Below are 18,527 nucleotides of genomic sequence, written 5' to 3' on the forward strand. Positions count from 1 at the left end.
GCACGGTGGTTGTTCAAGAAAACAACGGTTGTCCCGACTACGCTTGCAATTGCCACCTCCTTCCCAGATAATGCCCCCGCTCTCGTAAAGAGGGCTTGTCAATGGGGGCCCTGTTGGTTCTCCCGCAATGCTAGCTTGTGAACTCGGTCAGATCCGGAAGGAAGCAGCCGCAGCAGGTGACGCGTGTGCCGGGATGTAGCTGGCAGGGCCCCCACCATTTTCGCCCTCTGAATATTTCTTCTCCATAAACTGCAGACAGGCAAAACCCGCCTGGGCCGATCCTTTGCCGGCAGGCAGGAATATCTGGTACTAAAGAGGAGATTAAACGTAGCAGCAATCCGTCAGATTAGCGGACAAATTTCCATACTGAACCTGGAACTTTATCGTAAAGCTTGTTCATCGTCAGTTCCGCCAGGCGATGGTCAGCTGCAGAGTAAAATACCGCTAATTCATCCTCGGGTAATTCATACTTATTTTTTTCAATGACCCTTTCAAGGGTATCCAGAGAGCGGCAACGCCGCAGTCGCATCAAATAATCGGTTTTAGTCAGGGTTTTGTTCATAAATAAACCGTTCTCATGTCTGTACTATAATGAATGGCTTGGTTGCTGGAGAAAAGCGCACTCTTCAGTGAACAGATTAAATAAGCGTTTTGCTGAACGTTGCCACCGTTGAAGATCCGGACTATTGATACCATAGTTGCTGAATAGCATAAAAGTATCATCAAGATATTCATCGATTTGCGAAATCAGCGCTTCATCTTCAACGTGCTTAATTTTGTAATTCATGGTGAAAGAGGCAATGTGTTCAATCAAATCGTTAAGCTGCAGATTGCTTTCAGAAGTGGGGTCATTCACCCAGCCGTGATGGCTGTCGGTTAATGTTGCCATGCTGTCGTCAAACAGGCTCTCACACAGATATTTAAGCTGGGCAATATCATGCCGTTTCGGTGAGTATTCGTCCATCTTTTTCCCCTCCATAGCTAGCACAGTTGCCGCAGGGCGGCGATATTGGATAACGCGGCCAGGAAGCGATTATTCGGGCAGTTATTAAACGGGATACCTTAAAGATAGTGTAGAACCATTAGTTCTGCTCACCTCCATTACTAAATATTACAATTCATCGCCGGGGGAGGGCTGCTGATTGTCGATCACATCAAACTCAAGTGCTCCGGGCTTAATGTGAAAGTTTACCTGCTCAGATTGCGTCACGGTTTCATTTAGATCCAGACAGGGACTAAATAAATTCCAGTCAAAATCGTAAAGTAATTTAAAACTATTCATATCCAGGTATTCAACCGAAACAATTTTTAAACTGCCTGGAACTAACTGTGCGTTCTGTGAGTACCAGCGTAAATCTCCCACCAGCAAATCTGTTATTTTGAGAATATTCCGCTGAACAATCTCTGCTATTTTTGCGCAGTCTGATTCGCCCAAGGCAATATCACATTCAATACGTGACAGCATATCTGATCCACTAATAACCGTTAATAAACCTATCATTGGTTTTCTGCAACTGGTTTGCAAGCCAGCAGAGCACAAAACTGTCAGCATCTGCGCGTTAGCAGGCGACTGTGCCTGCCAGCCTCCTGCCGTAAGTCCCCTCGCTGTTTATCTTTTGATACACAATCACGCGTTTCCCTGACGGGAATATCCGGTATCTTATTTGTTATGTTATAACATATTGGTGAAGCGATGCGTCAGAGTGGATTACTTATGTCATTGGGTGGGCGGCTGAGTGTAGCGGTGCTATTCATCGCGCTGCTTGCCGTGGCCATAAAGTGGGGGATCAGCGCATGATCCGGTTCAATACGCTTCGTGCTGGCTATCAGGGACAGAGCATAACCCCGCCGGTTACCGGGCAGCTTGCAGCTGGCTCAATGACAGCCTTAGTTGGTGCTAACGGCAGTGGCAAATCAACCCTGCTGAAAACTATTGCGGGTTTGTTGCCACCGATAACCGGACGTTGTGAATTGCAGGTTTCGCGTCGGGATATCGGCTGGATGCCGCAGCGTACAGAACTTGAAACCCGTTTTCCCCTGACGGTATTTGAACTGGTCTCCATAGGCTGCTGGCCACGCTGCGGCTGGTTCGGCGGTATTAACCGGGTACTACGCCGGGAAATCTGGCAGGCGCTTGAGGCCGTTCAGATGGGTGATTATGCAGATGCGCAGCCCGCGACTTTATCAGGCGGACAACTTCAGCGCGTATTGTTTGCACGGCTGATGTTGCAGCGCAGCCAGCTCTGGCTGCTGGATGAGCCTTTCAACGGCATTGACAGCCAGACCGTGACATTACTGATGTCGATTCTTGAACAGCAACAGCAGGCCGGCACAACTCTGCTGGTAGTGCTGCACGATCGCCCGCTGGTGGCGCGCTACTTCAGTAGTGTGATGTCGATGGATGACAGCGAGGTCAACTGCACCAGCCAGCCTGCTATCTCATTGCGGAGTTGTACGCCGTGACCCTGATGCAGCCTTTTATTGAATTTGGTTTTATGCGGCGCGCGCTGGTGGCCTGCTTTGCACTGGCGGTCAGCGCTACGCCGCTTGGCGTGTTCCTTTCACTGCGCCGGATGAGCCTGATTGGTGATGCCTTATCACATGCAGTGCTGCCCGGTGCCGCTATTGGCTATCTGATTTCCGGCCTGTCACTGGTTGCGATGGGTATCGGCGGCCTGATCGCCGGTTTAGCCGTGGCGCTGCTTTCTGGCGCGGTCAGTCGTTATACGCCCCTGAAAGAGGATGCCAGTTTTGCCGGGTTCTATCTTGGCTCCCTGGCACTGGGCGTCACGCTGGTCTCATTACGCGGCTCAAGCGTGGATCTGCTGCATGTTCTGTTTGGCTCGCTGCTGGCGGTGGATAACGCCGCGCTGCTGCTGGTCGGCGGCATCGCTGCCTTTACGCTGGTTGTGCTGGCGATCATCTATCGTCCACTGGTCATCGACGCATTTGACGGTGATTTTCTGCGGGCGCAGGGGAAATGGAGCGCGCCGCTGGTGCATGGTCTGTTTTTAATGCTGGTGGTGCTGAATCTGGTCGCGGGCTTTCAGGTTCTGGGCACGCTGATGTCGGTGGGACTGATGATGCTGCCCGCCGCCAGCGCCCGTTTCTGGAGCCGTCATCTTGCTGCAATGCTGGTGATTGCCATTTTCATCGCAATGATTTCAGCGCTGGCGGGACTGATGCTCTCCTGGCACTTTTCATTGCCGGCCGGCCCCGCTGTGGTACTCAGCGCCGCCATGCTGTTTTTTCTCTCCATTCTTGCAGGGCCGTGCGGCGGGATTTTGCGCCGCCATTAATCTTAAGGGGTATCTATCTATGAAGAAATTACCGGTTAGCCTGGCGCTCGCGGCGCTGTTTGCCATGCCTTTTGCGATGGCAAAAACGGTGAATGTGGTGGCCAGCTTTACCGTGCTGGCAGACATCGTTAAACAGGTCGGCGGCGAACATGTCAACGTGAAAAGTCTGGTGGGGCCGAATGGCGATCCCCATACCTTTGAACCGACGCCGCAGGACAGCCAGGCGCTGGCAAAGGCCGATCTGGTGTTTGTCAGCGGACTGGGACTGGAAGGGTGGATGGATCGGTTAGTCAGCGCCTCCGGATATCGCGGCCAGCCGGTTGTCGCATCGTCTGGTGTCACCACCCGCAGCATGGAGGAGGAGGGTAAAACCGTTACCGATCCGCACGCCTGGAACAGCATGCAGAACGGCGTGATCTATGCGACGAACGTAACGAATGCACTGGTCAAAGCCGATCCTGAAGATGCCGCGGCCATTCGTCAGCGCGGTCAGAATTACATTCAGCAACTGGAGGCGCTGGACAGCTGGGCAAAAACGGCCTTTGATGCTGTGCCTGTCGACAAGCGGAAAGTGCTGACCAGTCATGATGCGTTTGGGTACTTTGGACAGCGCTATGGCGTGACGTTTCTTGCGCCAGTAGGGTTCTCTACTGAAGCGGAAGCGAGTGCCAGTGACGTGGGTAGTTTAATCACCCAATTAAAGCAGCAGCATATCAACCGCTATTTCATCGAGAACCAGACCGACCCGCGCCTGGTTAAACAGATTGCCAGCGCCACCGGTGCCGAGCCGGGTGGTGAGCTCTATCCGGAAGCGTTGTCCACGGCATCTGGTCCGGCAGCCACTTATGAGGCGGCCTTTAAACATAACGTGAATGCGATGCTGAAGAGCATGCGCTAAGCATAAAAAAGGCCGGGCAAGCCCGGCCAGTCATCACGACACACACTAGCGTTTTTTCTTCCTTCCCTGTACCGCTTTAAAGCGTGGATTCGTTTTACAGATCACGTAAATCCGCCCCTTGCGGCGCACGACCCTGCAATCCCGATGGCGATTTTTTGCTGAGTGCAGCGAACTTAATACCTGCATGAATCTCTTCCTTATTTACGGCCAAGAAAGCGCCCGAAACGCTGATTAAAGCGCGCGGTGCTGCCCTCTTTGGCGAAATCTTTCTGTTTGCCGGTATAGAAAACGTGTGAGGCCGACGACACATCCAGCGTGACATAGGGCAGTGTTTCACCTTCAAACTCTACGGTGCGATCGGTTTTGATGGTTGAACCGATTTTGAAATAAACGTCAGCTGATGTGTCATGGAAGACCACATGACGATAGTGAGGATGAATATTCGCTTTCATAATGCTCGCCTTTGTAATGTTATAATATAACATTATTATGCGCCGCACCGTTCAGGATTGCAACTGCCAGAACGTCAGTTCGCGTGAAGTGTCAGGAAGGGAGAAGGGGAGAAGGGCAGAATCGCGGGCATAAAAAAAGGCCGCTTGCGCGGCCTCAGATAATTTACAGCTTAGTGAGTCTGGTTGTGCTCAACCGGATGACTGTTCGCTGATTCTTCTTTTTTCTTGCCAAAGCGGCGGCGTACCACCACAAAAAACACAGGAACGAAGAAGATCGCCAGTATGGTCGCGGTGACCATGCCCCCGATAACGCCAGTACCTACGGCGTTTTGTGAACCGGATCCAGCACCCGTACTGATCGCCAGCGGCAGTACCCCGAGAATAAACGCCAGTGACGTCATCAGGATAGGACGCAGACGCATACGACAGGCTTCCAGCGCTGCTTCAATCAGCCCTTTACCCTCTTTATCCATCAAATCCTTGGCAAATTCGACGATAAGGATGGCGTTCTTGGTCGAGAGGCCGATGGTTGTCAGTAACCCCACCACGAAGTAGACGTCGTTACTCAGGCCACGCAGCGTGGTAAAGATCAGCGCACCGATGACCCCGAGTGGAACAACCAGCATGACCGAGAATGGAATCGACCAGCTCTCGTACAGTGCGGCAAGACACAGGAAGACCACAATCAGCGAGATGGCATAGAGCGCAGGTGCCTGGTTGCCTGACAGACGTTCCTGATAGGACATACCGGTCCAGTCATAGCCGATGCCCGCAGGCAGCTTCGCCGCCAGCTCTTCCATCAGGTCCATGGCTGCACCGGAGCTTTTGCCTGGTGCGGCCTGTCCCAGAATTTCCATGGCAGGCAGACCGTTGTAGCGCTCAAGACGCGGTGAACCATATTGCCACTTCGCTGACGAGAAGGCAGAGAAGGGCACCATGGTTCCACTGCTGTTACGCACGTACCATTTACCAATATCGTCCGGCAGCATACGGGAATCCGCATTACCCATGACGTAAACTTTCTTCACACGACCGCGGTCGATAAAGTCGTTTACGTAGGAGCCGCCCCAGGAGGCTGCCAGCGTGGTATTGATATCACTCAGTGATACACCCAGCGCCTGCGCTTTTTCCTGATCGATAGTCAGTTTGTACTGCGGTGTATCTTCCATCCCGTTAGGGCGAACACCCACCAGCGTATCAGGATGCTGCGCAATCATACCGAACAGCTGATTACGTGCTTCCGTCAGCTTATCGTGGCCGAGGTTGTTCTGATCGATCAGCTCAAAGTCAAAGCCGGTCGCGTTACCCAGCTCGATAATCGCTGGCAGGTTGAAGGGGATAACCATCGCATCTTTGATCGCGCCCAGCGCCTGCATGGCACGGCCAGCAATCGCCGGAACTTTCATGTCACTACCGGCACGCTCATCCCATGGCTTGAGACTGACAAAGGCGATACCGGTGTTCTGTCCACGACCAGCAAAGCCGAAGCCGTTAACGGTGAACACGGATTTAACCGTATCTTTCTCCTGCGTCAGGAAGTAATCCGTCACCTGATCCAGCACTTTCTGCGTACGTTCCTGAGTAGCACCCGCTGGCAGCTGTGCCTGAGCGAGCAGCAGACCCTGATCCTCTTCCGGTAAGAATGAAGAGGGCAGTCGCATAAACAGAAACGCCATACCGACCACGATCAGCAGGTAGATCACCATATAGCGACCCGTACTGCGGATCATGTGACCGACGCTGTCGACATAGTGGTGGGTGCTTTTGTCGAACATGCGGTTGAACCAGCCGAAGAAACCGGTGGTTTTACCGTGCTCGCCTTTTTTAACCGGCTTCAGCATGGTGGCACAGAGTGCCGGCGTCAGAATAAAGGCGACCAGCACCGACAGCGCCATCGCTGAAACGATAGTGATTGAGAACTGACGATAAATAACGCCGGTCGACCCACCAAAGAACGCCATCGGAATAAATACGGCGGCAAGCACCAGCGCGATACCGACCAGCGCGCCCTGAATCTGCTCCATGGAACGCTTGGTGGCTTCTTTAGGCGGCAATCCTTCTTCCGCCATGACGCGCTCGACGTTCTCGACCACTACGATGGCGTCATCCACCAGCAAGCCGATGGCCAGCACCATCCCGAACATCGTCAGGGTGTTTATCGAATAACCAAACGCGCTGATAACGGCAAACGTACCCAGCAATACCACGGGTACGGCGATGGTAGGAATTAGCGTGGCGCGGAAGTTCTGCAGGAACAGGTACATGACCAGGAACACCAGCACAATCGCTTCGATCAGCGTTTTCACGACTTCGAAAATTGAGATCTTAACGAACGGGGTGGTGTCATACGGATAAACCACTTTTAACCCGGCCGGGAACGTTGGCTGCAGTTTGGCCAGCTCGGCTTTTACCGCATTGGCGGTATCCAGCGCATTCGCACCGGTGGCCAGCTTGATACCGATACCGGATGCAGGCTTGCCGTTATAACGGGCAACGATCTCGTAGTTTTCTGCACCGAGCTCAATTCTGGCCACATCACGCAGACGAACCTGAGAACCATCCTCGTTCACTTTGAGCAGAATTTTACCGAACTCATCCGTTGAGGTCAGACGGGTTTGCGCAATGATGGAGGCGTTAAGCTGCTGGCCCGGAACCGGCGGCGTACCGCCCAGCTGACCGGCAGCGACCTGGGTGTTCTGAGTGTTCAGCGCGCTGATCACATCGACCGGTGTCAGGTTGTAGTTGTTCAGCTTGTGCGGATCCATCCAGATACGCATCGCGTACTGCGCACCAAATACCTGGGTATCACCCACGCCTTTGGTACGGCTGATAGGATCTTTGATGGACGACGAAATGAAATCAGAAATATCATTCTGCGTCATATTGTCATCGTCGCTGATGAAGCCCGCAACCATCAGGAAGCTGCTGGAGGATTTTTTAACCTGAATCCCCTGTTGCTGCACTTCCTGCGGCAGCAGCGGCGTCGCCAGCTGCAGTTTGTTCTGCACCTGAACCTGCGCGATATCCGCATCTGTTCCTGACTCAAAGGAGATAGTCAGGGTCAGCGTACCGGATGAGTCGCTGCTCGAGGACATATACATCAGTCCATCGATACCGTTCATGTTCTGCTCAATGACCTGCGTCACCGAGTCCTGCAGCGTTTTTGCATCCGCACCAGGGTAGGTCGCCTGAATCTCAATCGCCGGCGGCGCAACATTAGGATATTGCTCGATCGGAAGTTTGAGAATCGATAGCGCACCGACCAGCATGATGATGATGGCGAGCACCCACGCAAAGATGGGCCGATCGATAAAGAACTTAGCCATGAATCAACGGCTCCTGTTATGACGATGACTTGTCAGACTGCGGCTTTGAATCGGGTGCCGCTTTCGCATCGTCTGAGACTTCTTGTGGAGTAACCTGTGCGCCTGGCTTGGCACGCTGCAGACCGGTGCTGATCACACGTTCGCCTGCTTTAACGCCGTCGGTCACTAACCACTTGTCGCCAATCGCCTGAGAGGTGGTGACCTGACGCGCTTCCACTTTATTGTCTGCACCCACAACCATCACGGTTGCCTGACCCGTTGGCGTGCGGGTGACAGCCTGTTGCGGCACCAGCATTGCATTCGGGTTGATCCCCTCATCCAGACGCGCACGGACAAACATGCCCGGTAACAGCGTGTGGTTTGGGTTCGGGACAATGGCGCGCAGGGTGATGGAGCCGGTGGTTTCATCAACGGTCACGTCAGAGAACTCCAGCGTACCGGTCTGTGCATAGCTGCTGCCATTCTGCATCAGCAGCGTCACGTTGGCTTTGCCATCGTTCTGCTTCAGCTGACCCGATTCCAGTTCTGAACGTAAGCGCATGAAGTCTTCGCTTGACTGGGTTACATCGACATACATGGGATCAAGCTGCTGCACGGTAGCCAGCGCGGTGGTTTGTGCGCTTTGTACCAGTGCACCTTCGGTAACAGAGGATTTACCGATGCGGCCGCTGATAGGCGAGGTTACTTTGGTGTATGCCAGATTGATACGGGCCGTTTCAACATTGGCTTTTGCCACCTGAACGGCAGCATCATTTTGCGCGGCAGTGGCAACGGCGGTGTCATAATCCTGCTGACTGATATATTTGGTGCCGAGCAGCGGTTTATAGCGCTTGACGGTCAGCTGAGCGATGCGTGCATTCGCCTGAGCCTGAGTCAAATCGCCTTTAGCGCTGTCGTAAGCGGCCTGATAAGTCGCCGGATCAATCTGATAAAGAGACTGACCTGCTTTGACATCGCTGCCTTCAATGAAATTACGCTTCAGAATGATACCGGAAACCTGCGGACGGACTTCAGCCACACGATATGCTGAGGTGCGGCCAGGTAATTCAGTCGAAATTTTCAGGGGTTCAGTTTTAAGTGTCACAACACCCACTGCTGGCGGTTGCTGGGCGGCTTGTTCGGATTTATTGTTGTCACATCCTGTTAACAAAAAGCTGCCTGATAGCATCAGGACGGCCGCCAGAGGCGATAATCCTCTGATTTTATTCATAAATAAACCTCTAGTGTCCGATATCAATTGGTCAATGGATCACAAACTGAAAAACCCATTGCTGTGTCAAGTCGCAGGTCATGCTATGGTACATACATTCACAAATGTATGTAAACTTACCTGTTTGTAAAAAAAGCCCCCTATGGCACGAAAAACCAAAGCGCAAGCACTTGAAACGCGACATCAAATTCTTGATGCCGCCCTTGTTCTGTTTTCGCAGCAGGGCGTCTCAGCCACTTCTCTTGCAGAGATTGCCACCGCCGCCAGTGTCACGCGTGGGGCTATCTACTGGCACTTCAAAAATAAAGCCGATGTATTACATGAAATATGGCTTCGTTGTGATGCTGGTCTGGACGATGTGGAACTTGAGTATCAGACAAAATACCCTGGCGATCCACTCTCTGTGTTGCGCGCAATGCTGGTCTATATCTTTGATGCAACAGCAAAGGATCCGCAGCGCCGCGCTTTAATGGAGATCATTTTCCATAAATGTGAATTTGTGGGTGAAATGTCGGCGCTGAAAAATATTCAGCAAAGCCTGCTGCTGGAGTGCTATGACAAAATAGAAGATGTCCTGCGTCAGTGCATTGAAGCCGGACAACTTCCGGGCAGTCTCAGTACGCGTCAGGCTGCACTTATCCTGCGTGGTTACGTTAATGGCATGATGGAAAGCTGGCTGTTTGCGCCCGAAAGTTTTGATTTAGCCGCTGACGCACCAACGCTGGTCAATGCCTTTATTGATATGCTGCGTCTTAGTCCGACGCTGACTGCTCAGCGCTAAGCAGGCTGCCCATCGCGCTTGTTCTCGAAATCGCGCTGCACCATGGCCAGCGCTGAAAGCACCGTTTCAACCGGCAGTTGATGCTCTTCCAGAAGCTGAATCAGATCCACTGCCAGTTTGACGTCGTCAGGGGCGTTTTCCAGTGACATCTTTTCTCCTAAATACGTAAGCGGGCCGCGACCAGCAGCATCAGCACTGCGCCGAGAATTGCCATGCCCAGCGCGCCAGCATGCAACGTTGCCAGCGAGCCCAGTTCAAAATAGGTGGCGATATAGCCGCCAATCAGTGCGCCGATCATCGACAGCGTCAGGGTCGCCATCAGGCCGCCGGGTCGTCCCGGCATCAGCAGACGCTTCAGCAATCCCAGCAGCAGCCCGCATAGCAGCCAGGTCAGTAAACCCATGGTTCTTCTCCACGCAGAATTACATCCAGTATAGAAGCGCTTTTATCACGCTGCGCTTTATTCGCCGTCTTCACTGCCGCGCAATGACGAGGCCCACTCAACCGAGCGAATCGCCTGTCGACAGCGTGCCAGTCGCCCCTCCAGCGTTTCCAGATCCTGCTTCAGCTGATGCTGTACCGCCAGGGTTTCAGCCAGTGCCAGCCGCTGCTCACGCTGATCGATCATCGCCAGTAAACGCCGTTCAAATTCGCGGTACTCCTGATATCTGGTCGCGCGTAGGTTCTTTACTGGCTGTTCGCGTCGGGTACGCAACTGTTGGGTACTCGCCTCGCGTTGCAGGGCGGCAATCTGATCGACCAGGCGTTCGGCCAGCCAGGCACTGCGGGCAAGGTCATGACTAACATCGCATAATCGGGCGAAGTTCTGTTCCACCTCCTGCAGATAATCTGCCAGTCGCGTGCCTTTGGTCTGGAATAGCTGAGTATCAAAACGTGGCAGACGGCAAACGCCATCGGGATGGCGGGCAATCTCCTGACGCAGGTCAATAAGGAGCTGGTGCAGGCGCTGTTGTACAGCGATCGCACTCATCGTCTGGCCCTGAGTTGTGCTAACGTACGCTGATGAGGAAAGAGCTGGGCAAGATTCATGCAACGCATTCTGTTATTAACCCTCGGCTGGCTGGCGATTTTGCTGGGGACGCTGGGCATTGTATTACCTTTATTACCCACCACGCCATTCATGCTGCTGGCGGCCTGGTGTTTTGCCCGTTCATCGCCGCGTTTCCATCACTGGCTGTTGTGGAAATCGCCGTTTGGCCGCTATCTGCGTCACTGGCAACAGCATCGCGCCATGCCGCCGGGTGCCAAAGTGCGGGCTATCTGCCTGATTGTCGCCACCTTTAGTCTCTCACTTTTCCTGGTACATCAGCTCTGGGTTCGCATCATGCTGCTGATCATGCTGGCGGCGCTGCTGCTGTTTATGTGGCGTATTCCGGTGGTGGCAGAAACAGCGGACGCACCGCCGCCGCCGCGATAAAGTTGCATTTAGCCGGTCATTTGCTTAGATTTGGGCGTCTTCGTGCGTGGCTTCCCTTTGTGAATTGACTTCCGCTGAGCCTTTTACCAGGTATTAGCGCTTTTGAAGCTGCGCGAAACAGAATTTTTTACCAGGCGTATCATTATGACCGACACTGCGCAGCAGCTTGAATTCATTAAAAACAGCATTAAAAGTATCCCCGATTATCCTAAGCCAGGCATCCTGTTCCGCGATGTCACCAGCCTGCTGGAAGATCCGAAAGCCTACGCCGCGTCGATTGCGCTGCTGGTTGAGCGTTACCGTAATAAAGGCATCACCAAAGTGGTGGGCACGGAAGCGCGCGGTTTTCTGTTTGGTGCACCCGTGGCATTAGGTCTTGGTGTCGGTTTTGTTCCGGTTCGTAAGCCAGGCAAACTGCCGCGTGCGGTTTACAGCGAATCCTATGAGCTGGAATATGGCACCGATAAGCTGGAATTGCACAAAGATGCCATCCAGCCAGGCGATCTGGTGCTGGTGGTTGACGATCTGCTGGCGACCGGCGGCACCATTGAAGCGACCGTTAAACTGATTCGCCGTGCTGGCGGTGAAGTGAAAGACGCAGCCTTTATTATTAACCTGTTCGATCTGACCGGTGAATCGCGTCTCAATGCTCTCGGCGTTGAGAGCTACAGCCTGGTCAAATTCCCCGGCCACTAAGCCACGCTTTCGGTCTCGCTACCCGGCGAGGCCGTCACGCCTCCGGCGTCAAGATAACGAGTGCCAGCCCAAAGCGTAGCTGATAGACTACTGCAATCTTATACAGGGGTTGCAGAGCGTCTGCGCTCATCTTTCCATCCAACTTCGTCGAACTCCACATGAGCTATCAGGTACTTGCGCGAAAATGGCGTCCCCAGGCTTTTGCTGATGTTGTCGGTCAGGAACATGTTCTGACGGCGCTGGCGAATGGATTGTCCCTGGGACGCATCCATCATGCTTATCTCTTCTCCGGCACCCGCGGCGTAGGGAAAACTACCATTGCGCGTCTGCTGGCCAAAGGCCTTAACTGCGAAACCGGCATCACCGCCACGCCCTGTGGTCAGTGCGATAACTGCCGTGAAATTGAGCAGGGCCGCTTTGTCGATCTGATTGAGATTGACGCCGCCTCACGCACCAAAGTTGAAGACACCCGCGATCTGCTCGACAACGTGCAGTACGCCCCGGCGCGTGGCCGCTTCAAAGTCTATCTGATCGATGAAGTACACATGCTGTCACGTCACAGCTTCAATGCGCTGTTAAAGACGCTGGAAGAGCCACCTTCACACGTTAAATTCCTGCTGGCGACCACCGATCCGCAGAAACTGCCGGTGACCATTCTTTCGCGCTGCCTGCAGTTTCACCTCAAAGCGCTGGATGTTGATCAAATCCGTCAGCAGCTTGAGCATGTGCTGAAGCAGGAACAGATTGAGAGCGAAACCCGGGCGCTGCAGCTGCTGGCGCGTGCCGCCGATGGCAGTATGCGCGATGCGCTGAGCCTCACCGATCAGGCGATTGCCATGGGGCAGGGCGAGGTGACCAGCAGCACGGTCAGCGTTATGCTCGGCACGCTGGATGATGAACAGCCGCTCGGTCTGCTTGAAGCGCTGGTTGATGGTAACGGTCAGCAGGTAATGAACCTGCTGAGCCAGGCCGCGTCACGCGGGGTGGAATGGGAGGCGCTGCTGGTCGAGATGCTGCGCCTGCTGCATCAGATTGCGATGGTGCAACTGCTGCCGGCCTCGCTCAACGATGACGAAGAAAGCAATGCGATCCGGCTGCGTGAACTGGCCCGCGTGGTGCCGCCAGCCGATCTGCAGCTCTATTATCAGACCCTGTTGATGGGCCGTAAGGATCTGCCGATTGCGCCCGATCGCCGCATGGGCGTCGAGATGACGCTGCTGCGCGCCCTGGCGTTTCATCCTAAAGCGGCGGTGGCAGAACCCATTGCGCGTCCCGCGTTAACGGAACAGATGGCACCTGTTGCTCCCGCGCAGACGTCACCGGCACCATCCGGTTCTGCGCCTGTAGCACGACACACGACAGCACAGCCAGCCACACCGTCACCTGCTCAGACAAGGTCGCCCGTAGTGCAGCAGCCGATGCCTGCGCCGCAACAGCAGGTTGCCGCTCAGCCACAGATGGCCGCACCCGATCCGGCTCCGCAGCCTGCGCCGCCACCAGATGCGACACCTGACACGGCACTTTCCAGCTCCACCAGCCAGCTCCTGCAGGCGCGCACTCAGTTGCTGCGTCAGGGAGCGAACAAGCCAAAAAAGAGTGAGCCGGCGGCGCCAGGTGCGCGGCCGGCCAACTCCGCGCTGGAGCGGCTGGCCTCGGTTACCGAGCGCAGTCAGCAGCGTATCCGCGATCGTGAGCCCGCCGCCCCGGTAAAAGAGGAAGCATACCGCTGGAAAGCGGTTAATCAGCCGGTTGAAGTGGCGGAGCCGGTGGCGACGCCTAAGGCCTTGCGTTCCGCACTGGAGCATGAGAAAACCCCTGAGCTGGCGGCGCGTCTGGCCGAAGAGGCGCAGCAGCGCGATCCCTGGGCCGCAGAGATTGCAACCCTGCCGCTGCCGAAGCTGGTGCAGCAGCTGGCGTTAAATGCCTGGAAAGAGACAACTGAAAATGGTGTCTGCCTGCATCTGCGCAGCAGCCAGCGTCACCTTAATTCACCTTCGGCGCAGCAGGTGTTAAGTGATGCGCTTAGCCAGAGTGCCGGGCAGAAAGTTGAACTCTCTGTCGTTGAAGACGATAATTCATCGGTGTTGACGCCACTGGAGTGGCGTCAGGCCATTTACGAAGAGAAACTGGCGCAGGCGCGTCAGTCGATCACCTGTGATACCCACATTCAGACGCTGCAGCGATTTTTTGATGCCGATCTGGATGAGGAGAGTATCCGACCTGTTTAGACACGCTGCTGCTATCGTTTTGATAGCGTTGTAGCCTCAGCTGAGAGAGAAAACTATGTTTGGTGGTAAAGGCGGATTGGGCAACCTGATGAAACAGGCCCAGCAGATGCAGGACAAAATGGCCAAGGTTCAGGAAGAGATCGCCGCGATTGAAGTGACCGGTGAATCGGGTGCTGGCCTGGTAAAAGTCACCATTAACGGCGCGCACAACTGCCGTCGCGTGGAAGTCGATCCCAGCCTGCTGGAAGATGACAAAGATATGCTGGAAGATCTGATTGCCGCGGCGTTCAACGATGCGGCACGTCGCATCGATGAAACCCAGAAAGAGAAGATGGCGTCTGTCTCCTCAGGCATGCAGCTGCCACCAGGCTTTAAGATGCCGTTCTGATGCAAACCAGTCCACTGCTTGAATCATTGATGGAGTCGCTGCGCTGTCTGCCCGGCGTTGGGCCGAAGTCGGCACAGCGCATGGCTTTTCAGCTGCTGCAGCGCGATCGCAGCGGTGGAATGCGGCTGGCGCAGGCGCTGACCCGGGCAATGTCGGAGATCGGACACTGTTCCGACTGCCGGACATTCACCGAGCAGGAAATTTGCACCATCTGCGCCAATCCACGGCGTCAGCAGAATGGTCAAATCTGCGTGGTGGAAAGCCCGGCAGATATCCACGCCATTGAGCAAACCGGCCAGTTTGGCGGTCGCTACTTTGTGCTGATGGGGCATCTCTCGCCGCTCGACGGCATCGGTCCGGGGGACATCGGCCTGGATCGTCTGGAGCAGCGTCTGGAGAGTGAAACCCTGCAGGAAGTGATCCTCGCCACCAACCCGACGGTAGAAGGCGAGGCAACCGCAAACTACATCGCGGAGCTCTGTGGTCAGTATGGCGTTGATGCCAGCCGTATCGCGCACGGTGTGCCGGTAGGCGGAGAGCTGGAGATGGTGGATGGCACCACGCTGTCCCATTCACTGGCGGGCCGCCAGAAGTTTAAATTTTAAACACTTGCCGGTGTTGTGACAGACACCGGCTTGAAAATCCCCGCGTCATCCCCACATCAACCTCAACGTTTGTTCAACCTGTTTTGTTGAGGTAGCAATGACCATGAAAGGACAAGAGACCCGTGGCTTTCAGTCGGAAGTAAAACAACTTCTGCACCTGATGATCCATTCTCTCTATTCAAACAAAGAGATTTTCCTGCGTGAACTGATCTCCAACGCCTCGGATGCGGCAGACAAACTGCGCTTCCGTGCGCTGTCAGATTCCAGCCTGTATGAAGGTGATGGCGAGCTGCGTGTTCGTCTCTCTGTTGATAAGGACAACCGTACCATCACGCTCAGCGACAACGGTATCGGTATGCGTCGCGATGAGGTCATTGAGAACCTCGGGACTATCGCCAAATCAGGCACCAAATCTTTCCTGGAATCCCTGGGCTCCGATCAGGCGAAAGACAGCCAGCTGATCGGTCAGTTCGGTGTCGGGTTCTACTCTGCCTTTATCGTGGCGGATAAAGTCACGGTGCGTACCCGTGCCGCTGGCGCATCAGCCGATGAAGGCGTGTTCTGGGAATCCGCAGGCGAGGGCGAATATACCCTGGCGGAGATTGAGAAAGCCGATCGCGGTACTGAGATCACCCTGCATCTGCGCGAAGGCGAAGATGAGTTCCTGGACGCATGGCGCGTGCGCAGCATCATCAGCAAATATTCCGATCACATCGCGCTGCCGGTTGAGATCGAGAGCAAAGATGAAGAGGGTGAAGGAACGCACTGGGAGAAAATCAACAAAGCCCAGGCGCTGTGGACCCGCAACAAATCTGAGATCAGCGACGACGAGTACAATGAGTTCTACAAGCATATCGCCCATGACTACAGCGATCCGGTCGCCTGGAGCCACAATCGGGTGGAAGGTAAGCAGGAGTACACCAGCCTGCTCTACATTCCGGCACGTGCGCCATTCGATATGTGGAACCGGGATCAGAAGCATGGCCTGAAACTCTACGTGCAGCGCGTCTTTATCATGGATGATGCTGAGCAGTTTATGCCGAACTACCTGCGCTTTGTGCGTGGCCTGATTGACTCAAACGATCTGCCGCTGAACGTCTCCCGTGAGATCCTGCAGGATAGCCGCGTGACCCAGAGTCTGCGTGCTGCGCTGACCAGGCGTACCCTGCAGATGCTGGAAAGACTGGCGAAAGAAGATAACGAGAAATACCAGACCTTCTGGAATGAGTTCGGTCTGGTGCTGAAAGAGGGTCCGGCGGAAGATAACGCCAACCAGGAAACCATTGCAAAACTGCTGCGCTTCGCCACCACCCAGAGCGAAGGTTCGGCACAGACCATTTCGCTGGAAGATTACGTCAGCCGCATGGTGGAAGGTCAGGAGAAGATTTACTACATCACCGCTGACAGCTATGCCGCCGCGAAGAGCAGCCCGCATCTGGAACTGTTCCGCAAAAAAGGCATTGAGGTGCTGCTGCTTTCCGATCGCATCGACGAATGGATGATGAGTTATCTTACCGAGTTCGACGGTAAAACCTTCCAGTCGGTCAGCAAAGCGGATGAGTCGCTGAGCAAGCTGGCAGATGAAGAGACCGAAGAGCAGAAAGAGGCGGAAAAAGCGCTGGAGCCGTTTGTTGAGCGAGTGAAAAATCTGCTGGGCGAGCGTGTGAAAGAGGTGCGTCTGACCCATCGTCTGACCGATACGCCAGCGATTGTCACCACCGATGCCAACGAGATGACCACACAGATGGCGAAGCTGTTCGCGGCGGCCGGACAGGACGTGCCGGAAGTGAAGTACCTGTTTGAAATCAACCCGGATCACCCGCTGGTGAAACGTGTTGCGGATACGCAGGATGAAGCACGCTTTGGTGAGTGGATTGAACTGCTGCTGGATCAGGCGTTGCTGGCCGAGCGCGGCACGCTGGACGATCCTAACCAGTTTATCCGTCGCATGAACCAGCTGCTGACCGCATAAGGGTAACCGGCCGGTCGTTTGCACCGGCCTGTAGTGGCAAATGCAGCACTGGCTCAGGGAGCATACGCCCTACGCAAAGACGCAAAAAGCCGCCCTCTAAGGCGTGGCTCAGCGCGGGCGATTACGCACCTCATCCCTGAGGTGCGCCCGTAACCGGGCCAACGCTTTGTGTTGTTCAAAAACGCTCCCGGCGTTTTTGTCCATGGTCCGCGATGCGTTGCTGCAGGCGTATGCTCCCATCGCTTTGACTTTGAAGCTGTCTGTCTGATTCTCTTCAGCATCAATTTCGAGCAGATGTACCCCGTTAAAAGCATTAAGTTTTTCAGCAGTCTGAAGCCGGTGATGATCACCGGCTTTTTTTATGGCTGTGCGGCATCCCGCCATTTCTGCTCAGCACAGGCAGTAAATCTGAAAATGCGACAGGCCAGCCAGCCGGGTCGGGTTCAGGTCCATAAAGAGGGTAAAGTCATCCTGAGCGATCCTCGCCCTTCCTTGTGATGAGCGGGTCATAATGGTATGTTCTTCCGCTTCTAAGATAGATCAATGCGATTCGCAAGGGGATTTACGCAATGCGTATTATTCTGCTCGGAGCTCCGGGCGCAGGTAAGGGGACTCAGGCCCAATTCATCATGGAGAAGTACGGCATTCCGCAAATCTCCACTGGCGACATGTTGCGTGCAGCAGTAAAAGCAGGCAGCGAGCTGGGTAACCAGGCGAAAGCCATCATGGATGCTGGCAAACTCGTAACCGATGAGCTGGTGATTGCGCTGGTTAAAGAGCGTATCACTCAGGAAGACTGCAAAAACGGTTTCCTGCTGGACGGTTTCCCGCGCACCATTCCTCAGGCAGATGCAATGAAAGAAGCCGGGATCACCGTTGATCACGTGCTGGAGTTCGCTGTACCGGACGAGCTGATTGTTGAACGTATCGTGGGCCGTCGCGTTCACGCGCCATCTGGCCGCGTTTATCACGTCACCTTTAATCCACCGAAAGTGGAAGGTAAAGATGATGTGACAGGCGAAGAGCTGACCACGCGCAAAGACGATCAGGAAGAGACCGTGCGTAAGCGCCTGGTGGAATACCATCAGATGACCGCGCCGCTGATTGCTTACTACAGCAAAGAAGCCGAAGCGGGCAACACCGCCTATCACAAAATCGACGGCACCCGTAAGGTGACCGAAGTGAGTGCCGAGCTGGCTAAGATCCTCGGCTAAGCTCAATGGGGCCGGTATCA

General features: G+C 54.6%; 21 protein-coding genes, 1 other RNA gene and 1 other annotated feature. Of the genes, 12 read left to right on the top strand and 10 right to left on the bottom strand.

The features are described from left to right. Positions 1 to 111: 111 nt before the first annotated feature. An RNA gene (ffs, locus tag AC6I8C_RS04555) (signal recognition particle sRNA small type) lies at positions 112 to 208 on the top strand. Positions 209 to 346: 138 nt separating this feature from the next. On the opposite strand, the gene hha is transcribed toward ffs, so the two are convergent. The 3 genes from hha to AC6I8C_RS04570 form a co-directional block, all read right to left on the bottom strand. Beyond that, a complete protein-coding gene (gene hha, locus AC6I8C_RS04560) occupies positions 347 to 562 on the bottom strand; it encodes a hemolysin expression-modulating protein Hha (protein WP_003850458.1) in 216 nt (71 codons plus the stop codon). A 24-nt stretch (positions 563 to 586) separates the two neighbouring features. Then, entirely contained in the window at positions 587 to 964 is a 378-nt protein-coding gene (gene tomB / locus AC6I8C_RS04565; protein ID WP_013357010.1) for an Hha toxicity modulator TomB, read from the bottom strand. Between the two features lie 147 nt (positions 965 to 1,111). Further along, positions 1,112 to 1,465 carry a hypothetical protein gene (locus AC6I8C_RS04570; RefSeq protein WP_312118578.1) on the bottom strand — a complete coding sequence of 118 codons (354 nt, stop codon included), beginning with the start codon at positions 1,463 to 1,465 and terminating at the stop codon, positions 1,112 to 1,114. Between the two features lie 329 nt (positions 1,466 to 1,794). Between AC6I8C_RS04570 and AC6I8C_RS04575 the strand changes: the two genes are divergently transcribed. From AC6I8C_RS04575 to AC6I8C_RS04585, 3 genes are read left to right on the top strand one after another with little or no spacing between them, the layout of a single operon-like run. Next, on the top strand, positions 1,795 to 2,463 hold the full coding sequence (locus tag AC6I8C_RS04575) for a metal ABC transporter ATP-binding protein (RefSeq protein WP_497821727.1): 669 nt from the start codon (positions 1,795 to 1,797) through the stop codon (positions 2,461 to 2,463). Beyond that, a complete protein-coding gene (locus AC6I8C_RS04580) occupies positions 2,460 to 3,299 on the top strand; it encodes a metal ABC transporter permease (RefSeq protein ID WP_497821728.1) in 840 nt (279 codons plus the stop codon). The genes AC6I8C_RS04575 and AC6I8C_RS04580 overlap by 4 nt, the downstream gene beginning before the upstream one ends. Before the next feature lie 19 nt (positions 3,300 to 3,318). Then, positions 3,319 to 4,197: a metal ABC transporter substrate-binding protein gene (locus AC6I8C_RS04585; RefSeq protein ID WP_497821729.1), complete on the top strand. Its 879-nt coding sequence runs from the start codon at positions 3,319 to 3,321 to the stop codon at positions 4,195 to 4,197. Between the two features lie 45 nt (positions 4,198 to 4,242). Here the strand turns inward: AC6I8C_RS04585 and ykgO are convergent, their stop codons facing one another. The 4 genes from ykgO to AC6I8C_RS04605 all read right to left on the bottom strand — a co-directional run bounded on the left by ykgO (position 4,243) and on the right by AC6I8C_RS04605 (position 9,185). Further along, on the bottom strand, positions 4,243 to 4,383 hold the full coding sequence (gene ykgO, locus AC6I8C_RS04590) for a type B 50S ribosomal protein L36 (protein WP_497821730.1): 141 nt from the start codon (positions 4,381 to 4,383) through the stop codon (positions 4,243 to 4,245). An 11-nt stretch (positions 4,384 to 4,394) separates the two neighbouring features. Further along, on the bottom strand, positions 4,395 to 4,649 hold the full coding sequence (locus tag AC6I8C_RS04595) for a type B 50S ribosomal protein L31 (protein WP_033782196.1): 255 nt from the start codon (positions 4,647 to 4,649) through the stop codon (positions 4,395 to 4,397). A gap of 170 nt (positions 4,650 to 4,819) precedes the next feature. Further along, complete coding sequence (locus AC6I8C_RS04600) at positions 4,820 to 7,975, bottom strand: multidrug efflux RND transporter permease subunit AcrB (RefSeq protein ID WP_033782198.1); 3,156 nt, start codon at positions 7,973 to 7,975, stop codon at positions 4,820 to 4,822. A gap of 16 nt (positions 7,976 to 7,991) precedes the next feature. Then, positions 7,992 to 9,185, bottom strand: a complete 1,194-nt coding sequence (locus AC6I8C_RS04605) for an efflux RND transporter periplasmic adaptor subunit (protein WP_497821731.1) — start codon at positions 9,183 to 9,185, stop codon at positions 7,992 to 7,994. 142 nt (positions 9,186 to 9,327) lie between these two features. Here AC6I8C_RS04605 and acrR point away from each other — a divergent pair, with 142 nt between their 5' ends. Next, positions 9,328 to 9,966, top strand: a complete 639-nt coding sequence (gene acrR, locus AC6I8C_RS04610) for a multidrug efflux transporter transcriptional repressor AcrR (RefSeq protein ID WP_497821732.1) — start codon at positions 9,328 to 9,330, stop codon at positions 9,964 to 9,966. On the opposite strand, the gene rsmS is transcribed toward acrR, so the two are convergent. Genes rsmS through priC form a run of 3 tightly spaced genes read right to left on the bottom strand, consistent with a single transcriptional unit; the run spans position 9,963 to position 10,957 of the window. Beyond that, on the bottom strand, positions 9,963 to 10,115 hold the full coding sequence (gene rsmS / locus AC6I8C_RS04615; protein ID WP_013357018.1) for a pleiotropic regulatory protein RsmS: 153 nt from the start codon (positions 10,113 to 10,115) through the stop codon (positions 9,963 to 9,965). The genes acrR and rsmS overlap by 4 nt on opposite strands. Positions 10,116 to 10,123: 8 nt before the next feature. Then, entirely contained in the window at positions 10,124 to 10,369 is a 246-nt protein-coding gene (locus AC6I8C_RS04620) for a GlsB/YeaQ/YmgE family stress response membrane protein (protein ID WP_013357019.1), read from the bottom strand. A gap of 57 nt (positions 10,370 to 10,426) precedes the next feature. After that, positions 10,427 to 10,957, bottom strand: a complete 531-nt coding sequence (gene priC, locus AC6I8C_RS04625) for a primosomal replication protein PriC (protein WP_497821733.1) — start codon at positions 10,955 to 10,957, stop codon at positions 10,427 to 10,429. A 57-nt stretch (positions 10,958 to 11,014) separates the two neighbouring features. On the opposite strand from priC, the gene AC6I8C_RS04630 reads away from it, so the two are divergent. The 7 genes from AC6I8C_RS04630 to adk all read left to right on the top strand — a co-directional run bounded on the left by AC6I8C_RS04630 (position 11,015) and on the right by adk (position 18,507). After that, complete coding sequence (locus AC6I8C_RS04630) at positions 11,015 to 11,404, top strand: DUF454 family protein (RefSeq protein WP_497821734.1); 390 nt, start codon at positions 11,015 to 11,017, stop codon at positions 11,402 to 11,404. A 144-nt stretch (positions 11,405 to 11,548) separates the two neighbouring features. Continuing rightward, complete coding sequence (gene apt / locus AC6I8C_RS04635; RefSeq protein WP_497821735.1) at positions 11,549 to 12,100, top strand: adenine phosphoribosyltransferase; 552 nt, start codon at positions 11,549 to 11,551, stop codon at positions 12,098 to 12,100. 158 nt (positions 12,101 to 12,258) lie between these two features. After that, entirely contained in the window at positions 12,259 to 14,328 is a 2,070-nt protein-coding gene (gene dnaX, locus AC6I8C_RS04640) for a DNA polymerase III subunit gamma/tau (protein ID WP_033731785.1), read from the top strand. Then, positions 13,670 to 13,731, top strand: a sequence feature (DnaX frameshifting element). (Overlaps the previous gene by 62 nt.) Before the next feature lie 55 nt (positions 14,329 to 14,383). Then, the gene (locus AC6I8C_RS04645; protein WP_003850423.1) at positions 14,384 to 14,716 is read left to right on the top strand and encodes a YbaB/EbfC family nucleoid-associated protein; all 333 of its coding nucleotides are present in this window, start codon (positions 14,384 to 14,386) and stop codon (positions 14,714 to 14,716) included. Further along, positions 14,716 to 15,321 carry a recombination mediator RecR gene (recR, locus tag AC6I8C_RS04650; RefSeq protein ID WP_497821736.1) on the top strand — a complete coding sequence of 202 codons (606 nt, stop codon included), beginning with the start codon at positions 14,716 to 14,718 and terminating at the stop codon, positions 15,319 to 15,321. Before AC6I8C_RS04645 ends, recR begins: the two co-directional genes overlap by 1 nt. Before the next feature lie 97 nt (positions 15,322 to 15,418). After that, on the top strand, positions 15,419 to 17,293 hold the full coding sequence (htpG, locus tag AC6I8C_RS04655) for a molecular chaperone HtpG (protein ID WP_497821737.1): 1,875 nt from the start codon (positions 15,419 to 15,421) through the stop codon (positions 17,291 to 17,293). A 569-nt stretch (positions 17,294 to 17,862) separates the two neighbouring features. Beyond that, the gene (adk, locus tag AC6I8C_RS04660; RefSeq protein ID WP_013357027.1) at positions 17,863 to 18,507 is read left to right on the top strand and encodes an adenylate kinase; all 645 of its coding nucleotides are present in this window, start codon (positions 17,863 to 17,865) and stop codon (positions 18,505 to 18,507) included. The last annotated feature ends 20 nt before the right edge of the window (positions 18,508 to 18,527 follow it).

It is taken from the genome of Pantoea sp. X-Soil-YNGN-844 (assembly GCF_059730595.1).